The organism is Nonomuraea sp. NPDC051298, assembly GCF_055586305.1.
The window spans coordinates 386,170-408,007 of the sequence record NZ_JBVJIM010000007.1; the positions used below are offsets into that span (position 1 = coordinate 386,170).

21 protein-coding genes are annotated in these 21,838 nt (G+C 71.9%); 9 read left to right on the plus strand and 12 right to left on the minus strand.

The genetic code is table 11. The annotated features are described in order from the left end of the window. Nucleotides 1-92: 92 nt before the first annotated feature. Nucleotides 93-1,487: a serine hydrolase domain-containing protein gene (locus ACZ6S0_RS23215; protein WP_465921109.1), complete on the plus strand. Its 1,395-nt coding sequence runs from the start codon at nucleotides 93-95 to the stop codon at nucleotides 1,485-1,487. Between the two features lie 39 nt (nucleotides 1,488-1,526). Here the strand turns inward: ACZ6S0_RS23215 and ACZ6S0_RS23220 are convergent, their stop codons facing one another. Further along, nucleotides 1,527-2,045 (minus strand): DUF1707 SHOCT-like domain-containing protein, encoded by a 519-nt coding sequence (locus tag ACZ6S0_RS23220; protein ID WP_465921111.1) that lies wholly within the window; start codon nucleotides 2,043-2,045, stop codon nucleotides 1,527-1,529. A 107-nt stretch (nucleotides 2,046-2,152) separates the two neighbouring features. Here ACZ6S0_RS23220 and ACZ6S0_RS23225 point away from each other — a divergent pair, with 107 nt between their 5' ends. Then, nucleotides 2,153-2,908: a TetR/AcrR family transcriptional regulator gene (locus ACZ6S0_RS23225; protein WP_465921115.1), complete on the plus strand. Its 756-nt coding sequence runs from the start codon at nucleotides 2,153-2,155 to the stop codon at nucleotides 2,906-2,908. Between the two features lie 8 nt (nucleotides 2,909-2,916). Here the strand turns inward: ACZ6S0_RS23225 and ACZ6S0_RS23230 are convergent, their stop codons facing one another. The 4 genes from ACZ6S0_RS23230 to ACZ6S0_RS23245 form a co-directional block, all read right to left on the minus strand. Beyond that, nucleotides 2,917-4,071 (minus strand): NAD(P)/FAD-dependent oxidoreductase, encoded by a 1,155-nt coding sequence (locus tag ACZ6S0_RS23230; RefSeq protein WP_465921118.1) that lies wholly within the window; start codon nucleotides 4,069-4,071, stop codon nucleotides 2,917-2,919. Between the two features lie 121 nt (nucleotides 4,072-4,192). Further along, a complete protein-coding gene (locus ACZ6S0_RS23235) occupies nucleotides 4,193-5,002 on the minus strand; it encodes a class I SAM-dependent methyltransferase (protein WP_465921120.1) in 810 nt (269 codons plus the stop codon). A 51-nt stretch (nucleotides 5,003-5,053) separates the two neighbouring features. Further along, a complete protein-coding gene (locus ACZ6S0_RS23240) occupies nucleotides 5,054-5,500 on the minus strand; it encodes a helix-turn-helix domain-containing protein (RefSeq protein WP_465921122.1) in 447 nt (148 codons plus the stop codon). Between the two features lie 164 nt (nucleotides 5,501-5,664). Next, a complete protein-coding gene (locus tag ACZ6S0_RS23245; RefSeq protein WP_465921124.1) occupies nucleotides 5,665-6,276 on the minus strand; it encodes a TetR/AcrR family transcriptional regulator in 612 nt (203 codons plus the stop codon). A 154-nt stretch (nucleotides 6,277-6,430) separates the two neighbouring features. Here ACZ6S0_RS23245 and ACZ6S0_RS23250 point away from each other — a divergent pair, with 154 nt between their 5' ends. Both ACZ6S0_RS23250 and ACZ6S0_RS23255 read left to right on the plus strand, forming a co-directional pair. Beyond that, nucleotides 6,431-6,832, plus strand: coding sequence for a nuclear transport factor 2 family protein (locus tag ACZ6S0_RS23250; RefSeq protein ID WP_465921126.1), 402 nt, complete (start codon nucleotides 6,431-6,433; stop codon nucleotides 6,830-6,832). 125 nt (nucleotides 6,833-6,957) lie between these two features. Next, complete coding sequence (locus tag ACZ6S0_RS23255; protein WP_465921127.1) at nucleotides 6,958-7,914, plus strand: LysR family transcriptional regulator; 957 nt, start codon at nucleotides 6,958-6,960, stop codon at nucleotides 7,912-7,914. A 56-nt stretch (nucleotides 7,915-7,970) separates the two neighbouring features. Here ACZ6S0_RS23255 and ACZ6S0_RS23260 read toward each other — a convergent pair whose 3' ends face one another. The 3 genes from ACZ6S0_RS23260 to ACZ6S0_RS23270 all read right to left on the minus strand — a co-directional run bounded on the left by ACZ6S0_RS23260 (nucleotide 7,971) and on the right by ACZ6S0_RS23270 (nucleotide 10,481). Beyond that, nucleotides 7,971-8,921, minus strand: coding sequence for a helix-turn-helix domain-containing protein (locus ACZ6S0_RS23260; RefSeq protein ID WP_465921129.1), 951 nt, complete (start codon nucleotides 8,919-8,921; stop codon nucleotides 7,971-7,973). A 109-nt stretch (nucleotides 8,922-9,030) separates the two neighbouring features. Next, the gene (locus ACZ6S0_RS23265; RefSeq protein ID WP_465921130.1) at nucleotides 9,031-9,429 is read right to left on the minus strand and encodes a hypothetical protein; all 399 of its coding nucleotides are present in this window, start codon (nucleotides 9,427-9,429) and stop codon (nucleotides 9,031-9,033) included. Between the two features lie 464 nt (nucleotides 9,430-9,893). Further along, nucleotides 9,894-10,481: a DUF6461 domain-containing protein gene (locus tag ACZ6S0_RS23270; protein WP_465921133.1), complete on the minus strand. Its 588-nt coding sequence runs from the start codon at nucleotides 10,479-10,481 to the stop codon at nucleotides 9,894-9,896. A gap of 235 nt (nucleotides 10,482-10,716) precedes the next feature. Here ACZ6S0_RS23270 and ACZ6S0_RS23275 point away from each other — a divergent pair, with 235 nt between their 5' ends. Next, complete coding sequence (locus ACZ6S0_RS23275) at nucleotides 10,717-11,703, plus strand: aldo/keto reductase (protein WP_465921135.1); 987 nt, start codon at nucleotides 10,717-10,719, stop codon at nucleotides 11,701-11,703. A 238-nt stretch (nucleotides 11,704-11,941) separates the two neighbouring features. Continuing rightward, complete coding sequence (locus tag ACZ6S0_RS23280) at nucleotides 11,942-12,388, plus strand: spore-associated protein A (RefSeq protein WP_465921137.1); 447 nt, start codon at nucleotides 11,942-11,944, stop codon at nucleotides 12,386-12,388. A gap of 181 nt (nucleotides 12,389-12,569) precedes the next feature. Here ACZ6S0_RS23280 and ACZ6S0_RS23285 read toward each other — a convergent pair whose 3' ends face one another. Then, nucleotides 12,570-16,088: a WD40 repeat domain-containing serine/threonine protein kinase gene (locus tag ACZ6S0_RS23285; protein WP_465921193.1), complete on the minus strand. Its 3,519-nt coding sequence runs from the start codon at nucleotides 16,086-16,088 to the stop codon at nucleotides 12,570-12,572. A gap of 183 nt (nucleotides 16,089-16,271) precedes the next feature. Here ACZ6S0_RS23285 and ACZ6S0_RS23290 point away from each other — a divergent pair, with 183 nt between their 5' ends. Together ACZ6S0_RS23290 and ACZ6S0_RS23295 are read left to right on the plus strand one after the other, a co-directional pair. Next, nucleotides 16,272-17,021 carry a metallophosphoesterase gene (locus tag ACZ6S0_RS23290; RefSeq protein WP_465921139.1) on the plus strand — a complete coding sequence of 250 codons (750 nt, stop codon included), beginning with the start codon at nucleotides 16,272-16,274 and terminating at the stop codon, nucleotides 17,019-17,021. 163 nt (nucleotides 17,022-17,184) lie between these two features. After that, a complete protein-coding gene (locus ACZ6S0_RS23295; RefSeq protein WP_465921141.1) occupies nucleotides 17,185-17,895 on the plus strand; it encodes an AMP-binding enzyme in 711 nt (236 codons plus the stop codon). On the opposite strand, the gene ACZ6S0_RS23300 is transcribed toward ACZ6S0_RS23295, so the two are convergent. Together ACZ6S0_RS23300 and ACZ6S0_RS23305 are read right to left on the minus strand one after the other, a co-directional pair. Then, nucleotides 17,843-19,144, minus strand: coding sequence for an ATP-grasp domain-containing protein (locus tag ACZ6S0_RS23300; protein ID WP_465921142.1), 1,302 nt, complete (start codon nucleotides 19,142-19,144; stop codon nucleotides 17,843-17,845). The two genes, ACZ6S0_RS23295 and ACZ6S0_RS23300, sit on opposite strands and share 53 nt — an antisense overlap. A gap of 148 nt (nucleotides 19,145-19,292) precedes the next feature. Continuing rightward, entirely contained in the window at nucleotides 19,293-19,964 is a 672-nt protein-coding gene (locus ACZ6S0_RS23305; protein ID WP_465921145.1) for a TetR/AcrR family transcriptional regulator, read from the minus strand. A 75-nt stretch (nucleotides 19,965-20,039) separates the two neighbouring features. On the opposite strand from ACZ6S0_RS23305, the gene ACZ6S0_RS23310 reads away from it, so the two are divergent. After that, nucleotides 20,040-20,978, plus strand: a complete 939-nt coding sequence (locus ACZ6S0_RS23310; protein ID WP_465921147.1) for an MBL fold metallo-hydrolase — start codon at nucleotides 20,040-20,042, stop codon at nucleotides 20,976-20,978. Between the two features lie 106 nt (nucleotides 20,979-21,084). On the opposite strand, the gene ACZ6S0_RS23315 is transcribed toward ACZ6S0_RS23310, so the two are convergent. Then, entirely contained in the window at nucleotides 21,085-21,744 is a 660-nt protein-coding gene (locus tag ACZ6S0_RS23315) for a class I SAM-dependent methyltransferase (RefSeq protein ID WP_465921150.1), read from the minus strand. Nucleotides 21,745-21,838: the final 94 nt, after the last annotated feature.

Here is a 21,838-nt window from a genome sequence, read left to right on the forward strand (position 1 = left end):
TCTGTGCCACGCTCTCGCACAGTGTACGGCTTGCGAATGTCGTGCGGTGCTCCGTACAGTGTTCGGACACCGCACACTGTACGGAGGTTTTCATGACATCATCGCTTTTCGACCCCGCCCGGTGGCAGGCCAGGCTCGACGAGCTGCTCGCCGCCCACCACGTCCCGGGAGCCGCCCTGGCGGTGCTGACCGGCGGCGCCGTCCACGAACTGGCCGGCGGCCTGCTGCATCGCGGCACGGGGGTGGCGGCCACCACCGACTCGGTGTTCCTGTCCGGCTCGCTGGCCAAGGTCTACACCGCCACGCTCGTGCTGCACCTGGTCGGCTCGGGCGACCTCGACCTGGACGCGCCCGTGGTGAGCGTGCTGCCCGAGTTCGCCACCCCGGACCCGGAGGCCACCGCGACGATCACGATCCGGCAGCTCCTGTCGCACACCGGCGGCCTGACCAACGACTTCATGCACGACTCAGGGCGGGGAGACGACTGCCTGGCCGGATACGTCGCGGCCCTGCGGGACGTGCCGCTGGACTGCCCGCCGGGCACGGCCCTGTCTTATGGCAGCTCCGGATACGTGGTGCTGGGCCGCGTCGTGGAGGTGCTGACCGGCCGGACGTGGGACCAGGCGATGAAGGAGCGGCTGTTCGATCCGCTCGGGCTGCGGCACTCGATGACGCTGCCGGAGGAGGCGCTGCGGTTCCGCGCGGCCATGGGCCACCTGGGCGAACCGGGCCGGATGCCCGACCCGGCCCCGGTCTGGGACCTGATGCCGCGCTCGGCCGGCCCGTACGGCAGGGTCATCGTCTCGGCCGGGGACGTCGTCCGCTTCGCCAGGATGCACCTGGACGGCGGGCTCGCCCCCGACGGGACCCGCGTGCTGCCCGCCGACGCCGTCGCCGCCATGCGGCGCCGCCACGCGGACAGCCTGGACAAGTGGAGCTTCTGGGCCGACGGCTGGGGCCTGGGCTGGACCCTGCACGACTGGGACGGCGTCCCCGGCTTCGGCCACGACGGCAACGCCGTCTCCCAGCACTCCTACCTGCGCGTGATCCCGCACGCGGGGGTGGCCGTGGCCCTGCTGGCCAACGGCGGCGCGGTCGGCCGCCTGTACGCCGACCTCGTCCCCGAACTGCTGGACGAACTGGCCGGAGTGCGCCTGCCGCCGCCCTTCGCCCCGCCGCCGAACCCGCCCGAGGTGGACCTGGCGCCGCTGGTGGGGACGTACCGGCGGCAGGGCGTCGTCACGACCATCGGCCAGGACGCGGACGGCGCCGGGCGCATGCGCTACGAGTTCGTCGGCGACATGAGGCGCTACTCCCCGCCGCTGGAGGCCGGCCTGGTGCCGGTGTCGCGGTCGGAGACCCGGTCGGTGTTCGCCGCCACGGGCCTGCCGTCCGGGGAGGAGTTCTGGCCGGTGGTCTTCGCCGCGCTGCCCGACGGCACGCCGTACGTGCAGGTCGGCATGCGCGTCGCCCGAAAGACCGGCTGACCCGGGAACCCCGCGCGGCCCCGGCCGACCGCGGGGGACTCAGCGTCGTGCGTGGCGGATCGTCAACCGTCCCAGCCCCATGGCCCCGGAGATCCGGATCCTCGGCCCGCCGGGACGGGAGCGCCGCCGGGCCTTGTGGAGCGGGGCCTTCCACTCGGCGCGCAGTCCCTCGACGTCGACGATCGCGTCACGGGGCACCCTGATCTCGGCGCCGCCGGTGCCGAGCCACAGCTCGATGTCGATCACCGGATGGTCGATGACCGCCCGGGACAGGTCCAGCCGCACCCTGCCGAGCGCCGACTCGACCCTGAGCGTCCTGGGCACCCGCCACGCGCCGCGCCGGCGGATCCGTCCGCTGACGGCGGCGATCGTGGAGGTGGCGTTCTCCGCCGGGAGCGCGGCCAGGGCAGACTCCAGCTCGTCGTGCGTGGTGGCGGTGAGGGCCCGGTGCAGGCCCTCGTCCATCTCCTCGTGCGAGACGCGCCCTTCGGCGTACGCCTCCTGCAGACGCCGTACGGCCGCGTCGCGGTCGTCCTCGCCGATCGGCCAGGCGCTCACCGTCCCCGCCTTCCCGCCATGATCCCCTCCGCTTGGTACGTTGTACGCGGTTTGATGATGGTCAGGCTAATTACTGGGTACGACGTACGCAAGTGGGAGGCGGAGCCGTGGCCGATGCCGAGTACACGAACATCTGGATGCGGCCCGAGCGCCCGGCCCGCGGGCCGAAACCGGCCTACAGCCGCGCGCAGATCGCCGAGGCCGCGATCCTGATCGCCGACGCCGAGGGGGCGGAGGCCGTCACCATGCGGCGCGTCGCCGCCGAGATCGGCGCGGGCGCGATGTCCCTCTACCGCTACGTCCCGAGCCGCGACGACCTCATCGTCCTCGTGGCCGACCGGCTGCAGGGGGAGATCGACCTCGAGGGCGTGCCCTCCGGCGACTGGCGCGCGGACCTGACCCGCTACGCCCACGAGGTGCGGGCCATGTGGCTGCGCCACCCCTGGGTCGCCACCGTGCACCGCTCGCTCCTCGCCCTGGGCCCCAACCAGTTGCTCCTGATCGAACGCGTGATGGGAGTCCTCGACCCCTACCTCTCCATCGACGAGAACCTCGGCCTCATGGCCATACTGAACGGCTACGTCGAGAGCGCCGCGCGCGAGGAGGTGAGCCGGGCCGAGGAGATCCGCCGCAGCGGGCTCAGCGAGCCGGAATGGCTGGCGCGGAGCTACCCGTACGTCGAGCGGCTGCTGTCGAGCGGGGACTACCCGATCTTCACCAAGATCGCGACCGGCACCCGCCACCTGAGCCTGGGCCGCGACGACCAGTTCCGGTACGGGCTGGAACGCGTACTCGACTGCGTCGCCGCGGCCCTCCCGCCGGCGACCCGGCCGCGCGCGCGACGGGAGGACCGCGACGATTGAGCCGGGGCTCAGGCGGTGGGCGCGGCGGCCTCCTCGGTGAGGGGGAAGAAGGGGATCTCGAGGTAGACGTTGTCGGCGGCGGCGAGGAGCCTCGCGGCGTCGTCGACCGGCGGGTGGATGTGGTGGTTGATCCACATCTTGACCTCCTTGCCCGCGGCGCCCGAGGCCATCACCCTGCGGTCCCAGCCCCGGGTGAAGACGGCGCCGGCGCCGCCCAGGTCCAGGCAGGTGACGTACGGGCCGGGGGTGAAGTCGCGCAGCGGCCTGCCGAGCAGGTCGGCCGCCGCGTTGTGCCCGGCGACCTTGCCGAGCGGGGTGGCGTGCTGGCAGGCCTGCATGACCGTGTGCCCGGCGTCGTACGCGGCCGCGGCCGTGTCCCCGGCGGCGAACACCTCGGGCAGGGCGCGCAGGTGCCGGTCCACCGGGACCCGGCCGAGGTCGTCGAGATCACCGGAGATCTGCCCGGTGAGAGCGCTGGCCCTGAGCCCGACGGACCAGACCACCACGTCCGCCTCGACCTTGGCACCGTCGGAGAGCACGGCGTAGCCGTCGCCGACCTCCGTCACCGTCGTCCCCAGCCGGCGTACGACGCCCAGCGTGTCCAGCGCCGCCTCGATCACCGCGCGCGGGCCGGAGCCGAGCTGGTCGCCGACCACGTCCGCACGGTCCACCAGCAGCACCCGGCCCCGGGCGGCCAGTTCGGTCGCGGCCTCCAGGCCGACGAACCCGGCGCCGACGACCACGGCGGAGAAGTCCTCCCGGTCGCGCAGATGCTCGGTGAGCCGCCGGGCGCCGTCCAGGGTGTCGATGTCGAAGAGCCGTTCCGCGCCCGGCAGCCCCTGGGGCGGGACGAGCCCGCTGCCCGCCGCCAGCACCAGCCGGTCGTAGCCGACCTCCGCGCCGTCCGCCACCACCACGCGGCGGACGGTGTCGATCGTGCTGACCGTGGCCCGCAGGTGCTCGACGCCGATCGGCCCGAGGATCCTGCTCAGCTCCACCTTGGCCAGGTCCGGCTCCGGCTCGTACAGGCGGGGCCGCAGCACCAGGTGCTCGTTCGGCGCGATGAGCGTGATGCGCAGCTCCGCGTCCCCACGCGCCAGCGCCGCCCCCGCCGCGCTCCACACGCCCGCGAACCCGCCGCCAATGATCACAACGTGCGCCATTGGTCCCGTCCTCTCTCAGCACTCGCCCTCCGGGGATCGAAGGGGTCCGGCAGGGAGACAAATCGGAGCCTGCAGATGTGACCGGCCGAGCAAGGTTTTCCGTAACCGCCCAGTCTCAGAGTCAGGTGGGCAGTGAGGCGGCGACGGCCATCGTCGTGTACGGCATGGTGAAGCCGCCTCCGAGGGCGTCGACGGCGGCGCCGACGGCCTCCAGCACCTCGGCCAGCCGGTCCGGCGGGAGCCTGGTCAGGCCGCCGGTGGTGGGCAGCAGGTCGAGCCATTCGGCGCGGGTGTAGTGCCGCTCCCAGGCGAAACGCCACTGCTCCGGCTCGCAGAACGCGGCTGACCGCCGGATGCCGTCGGCGAACGTGGCGCACATCTGCTCGTAGATCTCCCGGGCCGGTCGCGGTGGGCCGGACCCGAACGGCGAGTCGGGCGCGACCCGCCGCAGCGCGGCGGTGAACGCCTCCATGACCGGGGCGGGCGGGTCGTACGCGTGGGCGAACACCGCCAGCAGGCCGCCGGGACGCAGCACCCGCGCCGCCTTGGCCGGGCCGGCGACCGGGTCCACCCAGTGCCACGACTGCCCGGCGACGACCGCGTCGAACGTACGCCCGGCGGCGTCCCAGTCCTCGAACGTGGCCACCTCGACCTCGACCCCGCCGCGGCGGGCGAACTCGGCCATCCGCGCGTCCGGCTCGACCCCCAGCACCTCGCAGCCGGCCGCGATGAACTGCCGGGCCTCGATGCCGGTGCCGCAGCCGACGTCGACGATCCGCCGGCCGGGGCCGGCGGCCGTGATCCGCCGTATCAGGGCCTCGGGGTAGCCGGGGCGGGCCCGGTCGTAGCGTTCGGCGTCGATCCCGAACGATTCGGCTATGTGGCGGGCCTTGTGGGGTTCGTTCCCGGAGGGCGAAGGGTGAGTGGGCATGTGCCCACTTTAATGGGCGCTTGCCCACTCGGCAACCGGGCACGGCGCGCGTCAGGGGGTGGTGGCAGCCAGGTCGCGGCAGCGGCTGCTCGCCTCGGCGTCGGCAGGCCGTCGCCCTGGAGCGGCTCGCGGCCCTGCCGACGGAGGAGGGCCGCCCCGAGGAGGGCAGCGGTGCGTGCACGCGCGCGGCCACGCCGTCCGAGGCGATCGGTGGTCCGCGGTGCCGGGCGCGCGAAGCAGCAGGGCCGGGGCCTCCTTGGCGGGCAGCGGGTGCGGAGACACGCCGAACAGGTCGAGGAAGAGCACCCTGTGCGGGAAGTCCGGCCGCAGGGCGTGCGCGGCGCGGACGGCGAGCGCGTCCGTGAGTGGAGACGGTGCGGTGCCGGGGGCCTTGCCGCGCCCGCGTTCCAGATCCGGCAGGGTGCGGGCGCTGATGCCCGAGTACTCGGCGAGTTCCTCCAGCGTCAGGCGGGCCGCGTGCCGGTGACGGCGAAGCAACTCGGTGATAGGGCGACTCGTGCTCTGCGGCGAGGGCGCGCCTGGAAGCGACGGCCGCCCTGCCGGACTTCCCTTGCGACGATCGCCCCCGCCTCGGGCTTCTGGACCGGCCGTACCGGGGTCGTCAGCGGGGGCGCCGAGATCCCCGCTCGGCCGCCGTCAGCTCAGGACGTGCTCGTCCGGGCGCAGGGGTGAGTCCGGGGGCCCGCGAAGCCGTGCCGCAGGATGCGCAGGAGCCGGCGCGCGTGCTCGGGGCCGCCGCCGGCGACGGCGCTCGCGCTCGCGAGCGCGAGCAGGTCGTCCACGGCGAGGGTACGGTCGGCCGCGCCGGACTCCTGGGCCCGGGTGAGCAGCTCCTGCGCGGTCGACCGCATGGACGCGTGCCACTGGTCGAACAGCGTGGTGCGGCGCCGGTCGTCGCTCGATGTCCCCGCCGTGGCCAGGGTGCGCTTGGTGGCGACGTGGACGACGAAGCCGTCCAGCCAGATGAACAGCGCCTCGCCCGGCGGCTCGGAGTCGAGCAGTGCGGCCCCTCGTGCGCAGAGTGTGGTCACCTCGTCGGCGTACACGGCCACGATCAGGTCCTGGCGGGTGGGGAAATGCCGGTAGAGGGTGGCGTTGCCGACGCCTGCCAGCCGCGCCACCTCGTCCAGCGCGATCTCCGGGCCGTGCTCGTCGAAGAGTTCCTTCGCCGCCGTGAGCAGCAGCCGGGCGTTCCGCGCCGCGTCGGCCCTGCGCGGCCGTCGCGCGGCCGCCGACCGGTCCGGATGGCTCATCGCCCTGCTCCCTGGTTGCGAAGTGGGGAATTCCCCGCTTATGGTAGCGCCACCGCGAAACGGGGAGTTCCCCGGATCGCCCGCCGCGCGCCCCGAGCCCGCCCTCGGGCGTCGTGCCCCCCACGACTCCGCTACCTGCCGACCGAGGATCGTCATGGCTCTTACCTGCGAAGACCGCTTCGTGATCGCCGAGGTGATCGCGATGCACGGGCACCTGTGCGACAACGGGGCCCTGGACCGCCTGGACGAGGTGTTCACCACCGACGTCACCTACGACGTCACGGACTTCGGGCAGGACGTCCTGAGAGGGGTGGCTGCCTTGGCCGAGGCGGGCCGCGCCCTGGGCGACCTGAACCCGGTCGGACACCACGTCACGAACCTCGTCCTGGACGAGCGGCTCGGCGGCCGGGTGTACGCGCTCTCGAAGGGGATCGGCGTCAACGCCGACGGCACGTGCGCCAGCGTGACCTACGAGGACGTCGTCGTACGCGTGGACCAGGGCTGGCGCATCAGCCACCGCAAGGTGCTGGCGCGACGGGTGCCGCTGGAAAGGTGACTCGCCCGTTCGCCGGTTATACTCCTGGCGGTTGTCCTGGAGACGACAGGCGTCGCGCGTCGAGCCGGAGCCTGCCTCGAAGGATCCACAATCGGCAGGTCACGGAAGACAACCGGGAGTTGTTCATGGAGCTAGACCTCGGTGCCGTTAGGACCTTCCTCGCCGTCGTCGACGACGGGCACTTCACCGAGGCGGCCGAACGGGTGGGCATGTCGCAGCAGGCCGTGTCCAAACGAATCGCCAGGCTGGAGTCCGACCTGGGCGTCTCCCTGCTGGTCCGGTCCCGCGCAGGGGCCAGGCCGACCGGCGACGGCGAGGCGTTCCTCCCGCACGCCCGCGCGCTGATCAGCCTGGCCGACCAGGCCGTCGCGATGCTCCGCGCCCGCGGTCGCCCCCTGCGCATCGACGTGCTCGGGCGCGGCGCGGCGTCGATGGACCTGGTCCGGGCCTTCTACGAGGCCGGCGACGTCGACGTCGACATCGTCGTCTCCCGCGGCGCCGTCTCACGAGCCTCGGCGCTCACGGACGGGTCGATCGACGCGGGGTTCGGCCGAACCACGGGCACCCTCCCTCCGGGGATCGAGCGCGTACCGGCCTGCCTGGAGCCGATCTCCATCCTGGTCGACCGCCGGCACCGGCTCGCCGGCCGCGGGCGCGTGCCGATGCGGGAGCTGTCGGGCCTGACGGCCTGGATGCCGGGCAACGCCCGCGACAGTGAGTGGGCGGACTACTACCGCTTCCTCAGCGCCGAGTTCGGCGTCCACATCGACAGCTCGGGGCCGGTCTTCGGCCGCGACCACATCATGGAGAGAATCGCGGCCTCACCGGACCTCATCACGTTCGGCAACAAGAGGCAGTACTCGGTCGCCCCGGAGGTCGTCGAGATCCTGGTCACCGACCCCACGCCCGTGTACCCCTGGTCCCTCGTGTGGCACGAGGCGAACCGCCACCCCTCGCTGCCGCTGCTCGTCGCCCACGTGAAGGACTGCTATCGCCCCTTCGACCCCCGGAGCCAGTGGCTGCCCGCGCCTGACCGCCACCTCTTCCCGGCCGATGCCGAGCAGGCCCGCCAGGTCCTGTAGCGCCCTCGCCCGGCGCGACGTTCGACGGCTTCACCGCCACCGTCGAACCGGCGGGCTCAACGGGGCTTGGCGCGGAAGGCGCGGCGGTAGGCGCCGGGTGTCGTGCCCAGGGTGTTGAGGAAGCGCCTGCGCAGGTTGGTGGCCGAGGAGAGGCCGACGCGGCGGGCGACGGCGTCCACGGGGAGGTCGGAGGACTCCAGCAGGTCCCGGGCCGTGGCGATCCGCTGGGCGAGCAGCCACTGCCCGGGGCTGGTGCCGAGCTGCTCGGCGAACCGCCTGGCGAGGGTACGCGTCGAGAGGCCCGCGTGCGCGGCCATGCTCTCGACGGTCACCGTCGCGCCGATGCGCCCGCCGATCCACTCCAGCAACGGCGCGAGCGTGCCGTCGATCTGTGCGGGGTGCGGCGGCGCCGAGTACTGCAACTGCCCGCCCTCGCGGTGCGGCGGCATGACCATGGTCCGCGCGATGTGGGCGGCGTAGTGGGCGCCCTGGTCGCCGCGGACCAGGTGCATGCACAGGTCGATGCCGGCCCCCGCGCCGGCGCTGGTGGCCACGTCGCCGTGGTCGACGTACAGGACGTCCGGGTCGACCTGGACGCGCGGGAAGCGTACGGCGAGCTTGTCCGCCAGCGTCCAGTGGGTGGTCGCCCGTCGTCCGTCGAGCAGACCGGCGTGCGCCAGCGCGAAGGCGCCGGAGCAGATGCTGACCACCCGCGCCCCGCGGGAGTGGGCCCGGCGCAGCGCCAGGACGACCGCGGACGAGGGCGGCTCCTCGGTGGGCAGCCACCCGGCGACGATCACGGTGTCCGCCCGGTCGAGCGCGTCGAGCCCGTCGGTCACGAGCATGTCGTACCCGGCGTAGGTCGCCACCGGTCCTGGGCGCTCGGTGCACACGGTGAAGGTGTAGCGCGTCGGAAGCCCCGGCCGTTCGATCCCGAACACCTCGGCCGCGCACGCGAGTTCGAAGGTGGACTGCGGTGGGCGGATGAGCGCCACGACGCGATGCATGGCTGAAAAGTACCGCACGACGTCTTTCCTGACATTCGACATGGCGCTCCAGTCGGCCTGTCGACGCCTCGCCGCGTCCGGCCCTCTGGCCTGGGGGTTCGATGGTGTGTCAGCGCCTTCCCTGCCAGGAGTAGAAGGCGCCCTCCAGGTGCTCGAAGTAGTGATCGACGTGGTCCTCCGGCCACTCCACGTCCTCGAGGATCGGCGCCGGATCGCCCTGCGGACTCCAGGCGTAGCCGTAGGGGCTGTGCAACGACTCGCCCCGCTGGAAGACGACGACGCCGTGCTCGCGGCGGACCTCCTCGAAGTCCATCCCGCCGACGGCGCGCGGGCCGAGCCGGTCACCCTCCCCGACCGTGCGCGCGAACGCCTCCATCTCCGCCGCCGAGCGGATGAATCGCTGGTCATCGGTGCCGCGGAAGGCCACGATCGCCACTGTCACGACGACCGCGACCGTGAGGACACCGAAGAACGCCCAGGCTCTCGAACGTGTGCCGCCAATTGACACGCGGCCTCCATCTGATCGTCGTGGACAACGGTTCTCCGGTGATCGTAAACAGGCCGGATGGGCGGCGGACACGTCAATCAGGTGAGACGGACCATCGAAACCCGCCGACTCTCCGAGACACCCGCCAGGTCACGTGCGACGGGGACGCTCGCGGGAGTGCGGCCTCCCCGCGCTCGCACGGCCTGCGCTGATCGCCGGGTTTGCGATCCGTGGTCAGTTCGGGGCCGCCAGGCCCTCCCGGCAGGACGGCGACGGCGCCGAGCCGGCGGGTCTCGTCCGTGGCGGCCGGCCGGGTCACCGCGATGTCGATCTTCCGCCCGGCGGGGTCACGGTGGTCGTGCGGGACGCTGACCGTCCCGCACTCCAGGAGTCTCATCAAGCGGTGGAAGGCCGCGACCTCGGCAGCACCGGTCGAAGATCACGTGCCACCGAACGGATCCGGAAGCCGCCTCGCCCTCTCACTGTCAGTAGGCACCGGGGACGGGACGGCGAAGGTGCTGCGGGGTGATCACGACGTTGGTGATCCGGCCGGCGATTGCCAGGGCCGCCGGGATGGCGTTGTCGACGAGGTCGTCGGCGGCTGGATCGATGCCCAGCTCACGAAGGTGTCGATTGAGCCGGTCAGGATCCGCGCCACGCCTCTCGATGGGGAAGGTCGGGTTGATGTCGGTGAGGTATACGCCGTCGACGGCGTAGGCAAGGCGGTGCCTGGCGGCGTAGTCGTGCCGCATCACCGCCACTGCCTGGCCGCCGTCACGGGAGAGGGGGCAGAGGGCTTCCAGGTGCGAGCCCCGCCAGCCGCAGTCCTCGATCGCGACGGTCCAGTCACCGATTCGCCTCACGGTGATGATTTCCCGCTCTTCCGGCTGGGAGTAGTCCTCGTCCTCGATGAGCCGGATGTCCTCGTCCGCGGCGCCGAGCCGGCTGAGCACCGCGCGCTCGTCGAGCCCGTGGACGAAGACGATCGTGTAGATGTCACCGAGCCCGCTGCCCTCTTCCCACCCGTAATCCTCCGGCGACGCACCGGGGGTTCTCGCGGTGGCGTGAACCATCTCTGTCCTTCCCGAGGCGAGGCCCCCACATGTGATGAGACGCCTGCCACACGATACGGCCGTCCAGGGCGACCATCGCCCGGCCACCTCGACGCGCCGCCGCACCGTGCTCGGTGAGCTGCTCACCGGGCCTCGGAGGAGCCGATTAAGCAATGCGCTAACTGATTGGCCGCCCAGCACCCGGGCTGTGATCGTGAACGCATGGAGGCGCACGGTTGTCAGGAAGGACGGCGGGATGAAGACCAAGCGGCTCGGGCGCAGCACGGTGGAGGTCACGGAACTGGGCTTCGGCGGCGGTCCACTGGGCGGCCTGTTCGCGCCGCTGACCGACGACGCGGCTGCCGAGGCGCTGGCTGCGGCCTGGGAGGGCGGGATCCGCTACTTCGACACCTCACCGCACTACGGCATCGGACACTCTGAACGCCGGATCGGCGAGTTCCTGCGCCAGGTGCCGCGCGAGCAGTACGTCCTGTCCACCAAAGTGGGCCGCCTGCTGCTCCCGCAGGACCCGGCCGGCCGGATGGACGAGTTCTTCCACGTGCCCGCGACCCACCGGCGGGTCTGGGACTTCTCCCGCGACGGCATCCGGCGCAGCGTCGAGGACTCCCTCACCCGCTTGGGCGTCGACCGCTTCGACGTGCTCTTTCTGCATGACGCCGAAGAGCACTTCGAGGCCGCGTTCCGCGACGGTTACCCCGCGCTGGCCGAACTGCGGGCGGAGGGCGTGGTCGGCGCCATCGGGGCGGGCATGTACGACACCGGCCTGCTCACCCGGCTCGTCCGGGAAACCGACGTCGACGTCGTCATGCTGTCCGGCTACTACACGTTGCTGCAACAGTCGGCCCTCGACGAGCTGCTGCCGGCCTGCGCCGAACGAGGGATCTCGATCCTCGCGGCTTCCGTCCTCAACTCCGGCGTCCTTGCGACACCACGCCCCGGGCCCGATGCGCGATTCGAGTACCGTCCCGCCTCCGTGGAGGTGCTGGAGCGGGCGCATCGCATCGCCGACGTCTGCGAGGACCACGGCGTGACCCTGCCCGAAGCCGCCATGGCCTTCCCCCTGCGACACCCGGCGGTCGCCGGCATCGTGGTCGGCATGCGCTCAGCCGAGGAGGTACGCCGCAACCTGGCCGCGTCCACCAGGCAGGTGCCGGAACGGCTGTGGAGCGACCTCGTGGCGGCCGGCCTCATCGACGAGCGGGCACCGCAGGCGACCGCGTGACTCCCACCGCCCCCACCCGCTCATCGATTGGCAGTACCCGGTCGGAGTTCGCGTTCCTGGGCGGCTGCTGCCCAGCGTTTGGGGACGTCGATCGTGAGAAGCCATTGAGTGATCGTGAGACCTGGGGGCGATCTCATGAGTTCTTTGATCGTTAAGACTGTGATCATCTTGCGTGTGATCTTCGACAACTACGCGTTGTAGCCTGCCAGGCAATTTCCCAGCCTGAGTTAGGGGACTCATGAAGCTAGCTGAGCGGCTGACCACGGCGGCTGTCGCAACCGCGACCCTCGCTGCCGTCGCGACCCCCGCCGATGCCGCGGGCTACACGCCGGAGGGCGTCTGCGGCAGTGGCTACAAGGTCGTGAAGTACGTGACCATGACCTATGCCAGGACTTACCTTCTCTACAACAGCAGCAAGCAGTACGGGTGCGTCGTAACCCTGCACACCGGTTCCGCCTATGGCAAGGCCGCGCCGACCAAGGCGTGGCTCAAGCAGTGGAATTCCGGAAGGCAGCAGACTGACTCGGCGAGCTACAAGTACTACGCCGGCCCGATCCGCATGCAAGTAGGTTCTTCTGGTGCCTGCCTGTTCTCCGGCAGCATCACCTACGGTGGCAAGACGGAGACCAAGGGCTTCACCGACAGCCGCAACCCCCTCGAATGCAGCACCGGCAAGTACTTCTGACCGGCCCCGAACACGCCGGGTGTCCATGCTGTTGCAGGAGCGCACCACCGACAGCGGCGGCCCCGGCCACCGGCACCCGCACATCCGTGACCGCCGTCGGCTGAGCACGCTGAGCGCGACCGTCGAGGATTTCGTGGCCTTGGTGATCAGCGGTCCCAAGGCCACGGCCACCGATGAAACGTCAGGAACAGGTCTCACGATAGGGAGCACCCGTGACGTAACGCGCCCACTCGGTCCTGTTCAAGGATCCCCCGGCGCGAGCGCACACGGCCGCCGCCACCGCGCGCGGTTCGACGATCTGCTCGCGCACCGTCCCGGCGGCGTCCAGCACCAGCACCTTCGAACCGTCGGCGGCGAAGGCCAGGGCCTGCACGCCGTCCCAGTTGCCGTCGGCCAGCACGCCCAGCGACGTCTTCCGAGCCAGGTCGAAGAGCTGCACCCGGCCGTCCCTGGTGCTCGTGGCGACGAGGTCCTCGCGGGGTGACCTGACCGCGTTCCCGCCGGTGTTCCCCCTGATCGCCTCCCCGGCCCGGCGATGCGAGGCCACGTCGTAGACGGTCATGCGCCCGCCCGAGTCCACGACGGCGATCGAGCGGCCGTCGCGGGTGAAGACCGCGTCGGTGAGTGTGATGCCCTGTCCGGTGCCGCCGAACGGCTCGCCCACCAGCCTGCCCGAGGCGGCGTCGTAGAGGCGTTCGGCGTCGGTGGCCACCGCCAGCGTCCTGCCGTCCGGCGCGAACTCCACGTCCTGGACCGGCCGCACCTGGTGCGACCACAGCAGGCGGCGGGCCTTCCAGTCCCACATCCCCAGCGTGTACGTGCTGGCCGCGCCGGAGATCGTCGCCTCCACCACGGTGGCCAGCCGCGTCCCGTCCGGGCTGAAGGCCACGTGCTCGGTGTCGATGAAGCCGGAAGGCGTCAGCCTGGCCAGCTCCCGCCTGGCGTCCGCGGCCAGCACGGTGATCGTCCTGGAGCCGCCGACGGCCGCCAGCCGTCCGTCCGGGCTGAGGGCGAGCGCGCTCGCCCCGTCGTCGTCGGCCCGGCGCTGCAAGGGCTCGCCCGGCGGCCCGCCGGGCGTCGTCAGGTGGATCACTTCGAGGTCCTCGGCGGCCAGCAGGCGGCCGGCGGTCAGCGCGGCCTCCGCCCAGGACCGCTTCGGCGCGTCCAGCGTCAGGTCGGCGAGGTCCACGGTGATGACGCGGTCCTCGGCGAGGTAGCGCAGCACGCGGCCGTCGAAGGCGACCTGGGGGACTCCCGAGGCGTTCTCCGGCAGGCCCTCCGGCAGCGTCACCTTGGTGAGAAACTGCCCTCCCGGCAGCCACACCTGGATGTCGGCGCGGGTGGCCGAGGCGAGCAGCCGCCCGTCGGCGCTGAAGGTCACCTCGCCCTGGTTCCAGAGGACACCGTCCTGCCCGATCGTGCTGACGACCGAGCCGTCCGTGAGCGAGGTGATCCGCAGACCGTCGCGCACCGCCTCCGCCAGCGAGCGGCCGTCCGGCGTGAGGGCCAGCGTCCATCCGCACAGGTCGCACCGGTCGGCCGCCGGGCGGGTGCCCTGCCTGGCGAGGTCGGGCAGGCGCCGCCGGTCGATCCGGACGGGCGAGACGGAGCGGGAGGAGTAGACGGCCTCGCCCGACGGCGTCATGGGACCGAGCGCGTCCGCGGTCCTGGCCCGGCGGTTCCGCTCCACGTCCCAGAGGTAGTCGTAATCGTCGATCCTGACCACCGCGTACCTGTCCACGCTGCCGTACCGCACGCTGACCGGCAGGTCCACGCCCTGCCCCAGCTCCTTGTCGAACGCCCACGCCGCGATCGGACGCCCCGTCCGCAGGTCCCACACCCCGGCCCGCCGGCCGGTCGCCACCAGCACCCGCCGGCCCGTGGGGGACAGCGCGGCGCCGACCGGCAGGTCGTCGCCGAGCCCCAGCTTCGCGATCCCGCCCGCGGACCTGCCCGTGCGCACGTCCCAGAGCCGTACCGCGTCGCCGCTCACGCTGGCCATCGTCCGGCCGTCCGCGGCGAGCACGCGCAGCGTGTCGCCAGTCGTCGCCGGGTCCTTGAACATCGCCACCTCGCGCTGTGCCAGCGACGCCGTCAGCGCCGTCCTGGTCTGCGGCGTTCGGTCCAGCCCCCACGCGGCCAGGCCGAGCCGCATGGCCAGGCGCGGATCGCTCTGCCGGAACGTGCCGGCGAGCTGCGCCAGCCGCGTCGCCTCCGCCTGACTGAGCTGGACGGAAATACGTTCGGCCCGCTCGTCGGCCAGCCTGCCCTGCTGCACGGCCAGACCACCCGCGACCAGCGCGATCGTCAGCAGTCCCGCCAGGCTCAGCGTGACCAGGCGGCCTCGCCTGGCCCTGCGCCTGGTCAGCGTGGCGGCGGCGGCCAGGAAGTCACGTTCGGCGGGGGACAGGGTGATGTTCCTGCGGGCCGTGGCCGCCCACTGCAGGGCGTTCTCCAGGGCGGAGCCCTGGAACAGGTCGCCGTCCTTGCGGCCCGACCGGTTCCAGCGGCGGGCGGCGTCGAGGATATGCCGGTGCACGGCCAGGCCGTCCTGGTTGGCCTCCACCCAGCGGCGGTAGCGGGGCCAGGCGCGCGGCAGCGCCGGGCGGGCCAGCCACACCTCCTCCTCGTCCCTGCCCAGCAGGTACCCGAACACCTCCAGAATCCTGGCCACCGACGAGACCTCGGGCAGGGTCCTGCCCTCCAGCAGTTCGGCCAGCTCGGCCCGGCGCCCCGACAGCCCGCCGTGCTCGCCCAGCGTGACCAGCCTCAGGAACACCTCGGGCGCCAGCTCGCGCTCGTCGGCGTTCAGCATGGCGTAGGCGTCCTCGGCCAGCGTGCCCAGCGCCGGATCGCCCGCCGCACCGGTCACCCTGGACGCCTCCTTGCCGCCCTCGGCCAGCAGATGCGTCAGGTCCAGGCCCGCACCGCCGCTGACCAGCGCGAGCAGCAGCTCGCGGGCGCTGGGCCGGTGCAGCGGCTCCTTGCTGAGCGCGGCGGCCACCAGCGGGCGCAGCGGGGTGGGCAGGGCGCCCAGATCCGGGGTGGACGACAGCACGCGGTGCATGACGGCGCCCAGGCTGTCGGCCTCGAACGGGTCCGTACCGGTCGCCGCGTACAGCATGATCGCGCCCCACGCGAAAACGTCGGCGGGCATCGCGGCCCGGTGGCCGGTGAACACCTCCGGCGCCATGTACGTCGGCGTCCCCGTCACCAGGCCGGTCGCGGTCAACGACATCTCGGCCGTCCTGGCGACGCCGAAGTCGATCACCCGCGGGCCGTCCGGGCCGAGCAGCACGTTGTCGGGCTTGAGATCGCGGTGGATCACCCCGGCGTCGTGGATGGCGGTCAGCGCCGTGGCCACCGCGGTCGCCAGCCGGTGCAGGTCACCGCCGGAGAAGCGGCGGCCCGCGGCGACGGCGGCGCGCAGGCTCGGGCCCCCGACGTACTCGCTGACGATGTACGGCCTGGATCCGTCGAGCCGGGCCTCGATGATCCGCGCCGTGCAAAACGAGGCCACCCGCTGGGCCGCCGTGGCCTCCCTGGCGAGCTGGGCGGCCTGGTCGCTGTGCAGGACCTTGATCGCGACGCGGGCGCCGTCCTCGGCGTAGCCCTCGTAGACCACTCCCTGACCACCCGCGCCGAGCCGCCCGGCCAGCCAGTACGTCCCCAGGTACTGGGGGTCTCCCTCGATCAACATCTCCACGGTCCGTTGGATGTTCGCTTCGCCGAGAAAGTTTGCCGCCACCGCCATCGCCACGCAAGACGACCTGCCAGCCGTCGCCCGGGGGCTGTTCGCAGCCGATGCCGCTCGCCTCCACTTGGTCCGGTACGTGGGCCTACGGTAGATGAACAGGCAGACCCCGGAAGGACGGACGTCAACATGATCGTGATCGCTCACCTGAGCGACATCCACATCGGCGCGACGCCCCAGAGTGTCGACCGCGCCACCTCCGTCATGCGCCACCTCGAGGCGCTCCCCGCCGACCTCGACGCCGTGCTCGTCACCGGCGACATCGCCGACCACGGCCTGCCCGAGGAGTACGAGGAGGCGCGCAAGCTGCTCTCCTCCCGCCACCCCGTCCTGGTCGGCCCGGGCAACCACGACGTGCGGGAGCAGTTCCGCCGCGTCCTGCTGGGCGACCGGAGCGGCGGCGAGGGGCCGATCAACCAGGTGCTGCGCACGGACAGGGCCGTCTACGCCATGTGCGACTCCTCCATCCCCGGCGACGACTCGGGCCGGCTGGACGACGAGACGCTGGCCTGGCTGGACGACGTGCTCGCGGGCGCGGACCGGCCGGTGTTCGTGGCCTTCCACCACCCGCCCACCCTGCTGCACAGCCAGGTGGCCGACGGCATCAGGCTGCACCGGTCCGAGCCTTTGGAGGAGCTGCTCGGCAGGCATCCGAACGTGCCCGCCGTGCTGGTCGGCCACGCCCACACCGGCGCCGCCACCACCTTCGCCGGACGCCCGCTGCTGGCCGCCCCCGGCGTCGTGTCCACGCTGAAGCTGCCGTGGGAGGGCGGCACGACGTTCGCCAACTGCGCGGACTACGACCTCCCGCCGGCGCTCGCGTTCCACGTGCTCGACGACACGGGCCGGATGACCACGCACTACCGGGTCGTGGCGTAGCCGGGGCGGGCCTCCGAGCAGGCCCGCTCGCGCCGTCATCGCTCGGTCAGCCGTACGAACGTCACCCGGTGCGCGATGCGTGGCGGAACCGCCACCTATCCCGCACACTGTCGGTGTCGATCGGAGTGCGGGCGCGGGCCGACGCGGTTCGGATCGTGAGCGAATGGGGGTGACTGTGACCGAGGGCGAGCGCGAACGAGGCTTGGCGAGACACCCGGCGGTGACGGAGTGCGTCGTGGTCGAAGGTGAGCAGATGATCGCCTACGTCGTGGTCGGTGAGACGGACGGCAGGCGACCCGCGGAGTTCCTGACGAAGCTGGTGCCGCGGCGGCGGTTACCCGAGGTCGTGGCGGTGGTGCCGGCGTTGCCCCGTACGCCTGAGGGCAAGATCGACGTCGAAGCGCTGCCCTTGCCGGTGGAGGGGCAGCGGCCCGTGGGCGGCAAGGGCGGCCACGTAACGGGCGGGAGCGGTTCGGTGGTGATCGGGGGGACGCTGTTGTTCGGTTTCCTCGCCGCGGCGACCACCAACGTGTTCTGGCCGTTCTCCACCGATCTGTCCGGCGTTCCGCTGCCGTGGTCGGTGCTGTTCTACGTGCTCTACCTTTGCGAGTGGGCCTCCTTCGGGCTGGGCGTGACGGTCCTGCTGTGGGGCCGCCCCGCGCTGGCCCGGCTGGGGCGCTCCGCACCGCTGACCACGGCGGCCTGGCTGGCGCTCACCTGGCTGCTGGTGGCGTGGTGGCCGCAGGACAACTTCTACCGCCTGGCCGCCAAGACCGACTGGCCGCGGCAGGCCGCCCTGGTGTACGGGTTCAACATCACTCTCATGATTGCCGCAGCGGTGCTCGTCGTCTTCGTCGCCCGACGACGGCGGTGACCACGCGTTCGGGGTCGGGCAGGGTGAACATGGCCCCGAGCGCCTCGTTGGCGGTGCGGATGGCCCGCTCCGCTTCGTCGAGCTCTTCGATCGTCTGGGCGGCGAGCGCGATCCCCAGGTAGGGAAAGGGGTCGAACGCGGCGGTCGGGATGGTGACCAGGAGGATCGTGCCGAGTTCCCGGCATTGCGCGGCCAGCCGGGTGACGTGCTCGCGCAGCGCGGCCGACGGCAGCCGGGCGCCCAGAGGCAGGCAGTCCAGGGTACGCACCACGTGGCCGGCACCGTGCAGGCGATCGAGCGCCGCCTGAATGGTGAAGGCCACGGCGGGACCGGTGAGCCGCAGGTTGATCTCGATGGGGACCAGCGCGCCCGTCCTGTCGGCCACGAAATCAACGTCGTACCAGCCACGGTAACCGCGGGAGGCCAGTGCCGCGCCCACGGCGGCGCCGAATGCGGCCGCGGTCCGCACCTGTTCCGTGGGGAGTGTGCCGGGTCCGATCGTGACGCCCTGGTAGCGGGTGCCGTCGATCGTCATCGCACCCGTACCGACCGGGTGCACCTGCCCGTCGGCGGCGATGACAGCGTCGAACGTGGGGTTGGCGACAGGCTCGATGTACTCCTCCAGCAGCAGGCCGCGCACCCTGCGAGGCGCCGGGGCCGTGGCCACGACTCGGGTGCCCGCGCCGCCCACGCCGTATTCTTCCTTCAGCACGTAGGGCATGGTCACCGCTCTCAGCTCCCGGCGTGAGGCGACCCGGCGCTGTGCCGCGATCCGGATCCGCGGATGGTCTGGAGCCAGCTCGCGGAACAGTTCGTGCGAGCCACGCTTGGACTCGAAGCGGCGGATACAGTCCAGCACTCCCGCAGGAGCGGGCCGGATCCGATCGAAGGCCGGCGTGTGGCCCCAGGGCAGTACCGCCATCTCGGGCGAGACGATCTCGGGCAGGCCGGCCAGGGCCGCTGGCCCCTGCCCCTCCGCCGCGAGCCCGCCGCGCACCCTCACCTCGCCCCAGCCCAGCGTCGCGGCCAGGTGCCGGATCCACCACTGCTGGACGGGCAGCGGCAGCACGATGAGGGCGGGCCGCGGACTCCCGAAAGCCGCCAGGCAGGAGTAGTGGTCACTCACTGCCGGGATCCCGCCGAAGACGGCGTTGAACTCGGCGACATTGCCGACATGGACGGCGGGCAGCCCACCCGTCCAGGCCCTCACCCACGGCGGCTCGACGCTCACCCGATCAAGAGAACCCATGGATCAATTGATATGCAAGTCTTCGGGGCTGCCATCCCGCTCGCGCAAGCCCACGATGAACTCTGTTCACGGCGCCGCAGCCTCGTGCCGCGGGAGGCCGGACCGAGCTTGTCGCCACCGACCGGAAGACGTACCCCTTGAAAGGGTGTCATCCACGCGAGCGGCGGGTCAGGCGCTCGGTGTGAGCCGAGCGGCCCGCGGGTCGGCCCGCCGCGTGCGACGCCTCCAGGGCCAGGCCGTTGAGCGTGGTACGGACCACGCGCTCGGTCTGGAGATCGACCGCGCGCGGGTCGTCGAAGCGGACCAGGCCGTCGGCCAGCAGCACGGCCAGCCCGTGCAGCGCCGCCCACACCACGAACTCCGCCCCTTCCCGCGTGGATCCCGGCAGTCCGCCGGCCTCGGCGAGCCGGTCCAGCTCCGAGGTGAGCACGTCGTGCGGGTGGGGGGAGATGGCGGAGTCCGGGGCGGTGGCGCCGCCGCGCAGCACGAGCCGGGCGACGGCTGGGTCGTCGAGCGACCAGCTCACATAACTGCACCCCAGGGCGATCAGCCGCCGCTGCGGGTCGTCCCCCTGGCCGGGCGCGCGCTCGCAGTCCTGCCGCAGGCGCTCCCCGAGCCAGGCGAGCGTCCGCTCGGACAGAGCGCGCACCAGCGTGTCGCGGGAGGCGAAGTGGTGGTAGGCGGCGCTGGGGCTGACGCCGACGCGCGCTGTGGCCTCGCGCAGGGACCAGCCGTCGGTGCCGCGCTCGCGTACGAGAGCCTCGGCGGCGTCAAGCAGTGCGCTGCGCAGGTCGCCGTGGTGGTATCGCCCTTTTGCCATCGCCCGATCTTAACACTGCTCAGATGTCTGCTACGCTCGCAAGCATCTCAACACTGTTCAGATTGGAGCTGGATCATGTGCCCCGCCGATGTGACGCCGAACCCGTCCCCTGACCTGGGCGCCCTTCCCGACGTACGGACGAGCCCGGCGCCGATCGTGCGCGGCGAGCCCGTCGAGGTGTCCGACGGCGTGTACGTCATCCCCGACCAGCGCGTCGAGCTCGTCCCGAACGTCGGCATCGTCGTGGGCGAGCGCGCCGCGCTGATCATCGACACCGGCATGGGCCCCCGCAACGGCTCCCACGTCCTGGAGCAGGCCCGGCGCCTGGCCGGCGACCGGCACCTGTACCTGACCATCACGCACTTCCACCCCGAGCACGGGTTCGGGGCGCAGGCGTTCAAGAGCGCCGCGACGATCGTCTACAACGCCTCCCAGCGTGCGGAGCTGCACCGTAAGGGCGCCGCCTACGTCGAGATGTTCAAGGGTCTGAGCGCCGCCGCGGCGGCCGAGCTCGAAGGCGTCGAACTCGTCGATCCCGACCTGGTCTACGAAGGCCAGGCCGAGATCGACCTGGGCGGGCGCAAGGCGGTGCTGCGGGCGGTCGGGCCGGCGCACACGGGCTCCGACCAGGTCATCGTCATCGACGACCGGGTGCTGTTCGGCGGTGACCTGATCGAGACCCGTATCTTCCCGATCGCGCCGTACTTCCCGCCGCACGACGTGGACGTGGACGGCCCTGGATGGATCGGCGTGCTCGATGATCTGATCGCCCGCGGCCCCGAGATCGTCGTGCCCGGCCACGGGGAGGTGGCAGACGTCTCATTGATCCGCGACGTCCGCGACTACCTCGACCACGTGTACGGGGAGGTCTCACGGCTGCGAGCGGCCGGAGTCTCCGCCGACGAGACGGCCGCGAAGATCGACGAACAGGCGCGCGCCCGCTGGAGCACCTGGGAACGCCCCGAGTGGATCGGCTTCGCCGCCCGTGCCTTCTACGCGGGCGCACACCGGTGACCGGCCGCGCTGGACCGGCTGCTGGAGGTGTCGCCGGGCAAGAAGGTCTCGGATCTGGAACGCCGGCGGACCGGCCCGTCGAAGGCATCGGCGCCGCAGATTGGTGTCAGGCTCGGTTTCCCGCTCCCCAGTAGAACGGCCCGGAGGTTGAGTGAATCTTGATGCGCCATCCGATCCGCTCGAGCTGTTGTTCGAGGTCGGGCGGTTGGTGCGGGACTTTGACGATCCGGTAGGCGGTCCCGTCCAGGAGCCGGCGTTGTATGGTCGCGGATTGCTCGCCCTCGATGAGTTCGTCGGCGGTCCGGTAGCCGTCGTCGACGAAGAAGACCCGCCCTTCCGGTTTCAGGCAGTCGGCCACCAGCGACCAGAAGGACGCGAAGTGTTCGGCGGGAACATGCGACAGCCAGAACCCGAAGAAGACGACGTCGTAACGACGGTCCGGCTGCCAGTGAAACAGGTCGGCTGACACGAAGCGCACCCGCGCGTCCTCGCCCACCCGTGCCGAGGCGATGGCGATCATTTCCGGGGACGCGTCCACGGCGGTGACCTCGGCGGCGTGCTGGAGCAGTTGGGTGGTCCATGAGCCTGGGCCGCAGGCGAGTTCGAGCACGCTGCCGGTCGGCCGGAACGCGTCGAGCGCCGCCGACAGCTCAGCGGCTCCGGGGAAGGGCAGCGCGTGGCGCTCGTACTCCGCGGCGATCGCCCGGTAGTAGACGACCTGTTCGTCAAGTAGTTCTCGCAGGTTCCCGCCACCAGCCGATGCCATGGATCGACTATCACAAAATCGTTCGCCGGGCCGCAACGCTGACAGCGTCGACAGCGCTGTCTGGACGCAGCGAAGATGACAGTGGGACCAGCTC

Bases quoted from the DNA above. Each gene is read 5' to 3' on its own strand.
- ACZ6S0_RS23215 (WP_465921109.1), top strand. From the start codon at position 93: ATGACATCATCGCTTTTCGACCCCGCCCGGTGGCAGGCCAGGCTCGAC.
- ACZ6S0_RS23230 (WP_465921118.1), bottom strand. From the start codon at position 4,071: ATGGCGCACGTTGTGATCATTGGCGGCGGGTTCGCGGGCGTGTGGAGC.
- ACZ6S0_RS23235 (WP_465921120.1), bottom strand. From the start codon at position 5,002: ATGCCCACTCACCCTTCGCCCTCCGGGAACGAACCCCACAAGGCCCGC.
- ACZ6S0_RS23245 (WP_465921124.1), bottom strand. From the start codon at position 6,276: ATGAGCCATCCGGACCGGTCGGCGGCCGCGCGACGGCCGCGCAGGGCC.
- ACZ6S0_RS23250 (WP_465921126.1), top strand. From the start codon at position 6,431: ATGGCTCTTACCTGCGAAGACCGCTTCGTGATCGCCGAGGTGATCGCG.
- ACZ6S0_RS23255 (WP_465921127.1), top strand. From the start codon at position 6,958: ATGGAGCTAGACCTCGGTGCCGTTAGGACCTTCCTCGCCGTCGTCGAC.
- ACZ6S0_RS23260 (WP_465921129.1), bottom strand. From the start codon at position 8,921: ATGCATCGCGTCGTGGCGCTCATCCGCCCACCGCAGTCCACCTTCGAA.
- ACZ6S0_RS23270 (WP_465921133.1), bottom strand. From the start codon at position 10,481: ATGGTTCACGCCACCGCGAGAACCCCCGGTGCGTCGCCGGAGGATTAC.
- ACZ6S0_RS23275 (WP_465921135.1), top strand. From the start codon at position 10,717: ATGAAGACCAAGCGGCTCGGGCGCAGCACGGTGGAGGTCACGGAACTG.
- ACZ6S0_RS23280 (WP_465921137.1), top strand. From the start codon at position 11,942: ATGAAGCTAGCTGAGCGGCTGACCACGGCGGCTGTCGCAACCGCGACC.
- ACZ6S0_RS23285 (WP_465921193.1), bottom strand. From the start codon at position 16,088: ATGTTGATCGAGGGAGACCCCCAGTACCTGGGGACGTACTGGCTGGCC.
- ACZ6S0_RS23290 (WP_465921139.1), top strand. From the start codon at position 16,272: ATGATCGTGATCGCTCACCTGAGCGACATCCACATCGGCGCGACGCCC.
- ACZ6S0_RS23295 (WP_465921141.1), top strand. From the start codon at position 17,185: ATGGGGGTGACTGTGACCGAGGGCGAGCGCGAACGAGGCTTGGCGAGA.
- ACZ6S0_RS23300 (WP_465921142.1), bottom strand. From the start codon at position 19,144: ATGGGTTCTCTTGATCGGGTGAGCGTCGAGCCGCCGTGGGTGAGGGCC.
- ACZ6S0_RS23305 (WP_465921145.1), bottom strand. From the start codon at position 19,964: ATGGCAAAAGGGCGATACCACCACGGCGACCTGCGCAGCGCACTGCTT.
- ACZ6S0_RS23310 (WP_465921147.1), top strand. From the start codon at position 20,040: ATGTGCCCCGCCGATGTGACGCCGAACCCGTCCCCTGACCTGGGCGCC.
- ACZ6S0_RS23315 (WP_465921150.1), bottom strand. From the start codon at position 21,744: ATGGCATCGGCTGGTGGCGGGAACCTGCGAGAACTACTTGACGAACAG.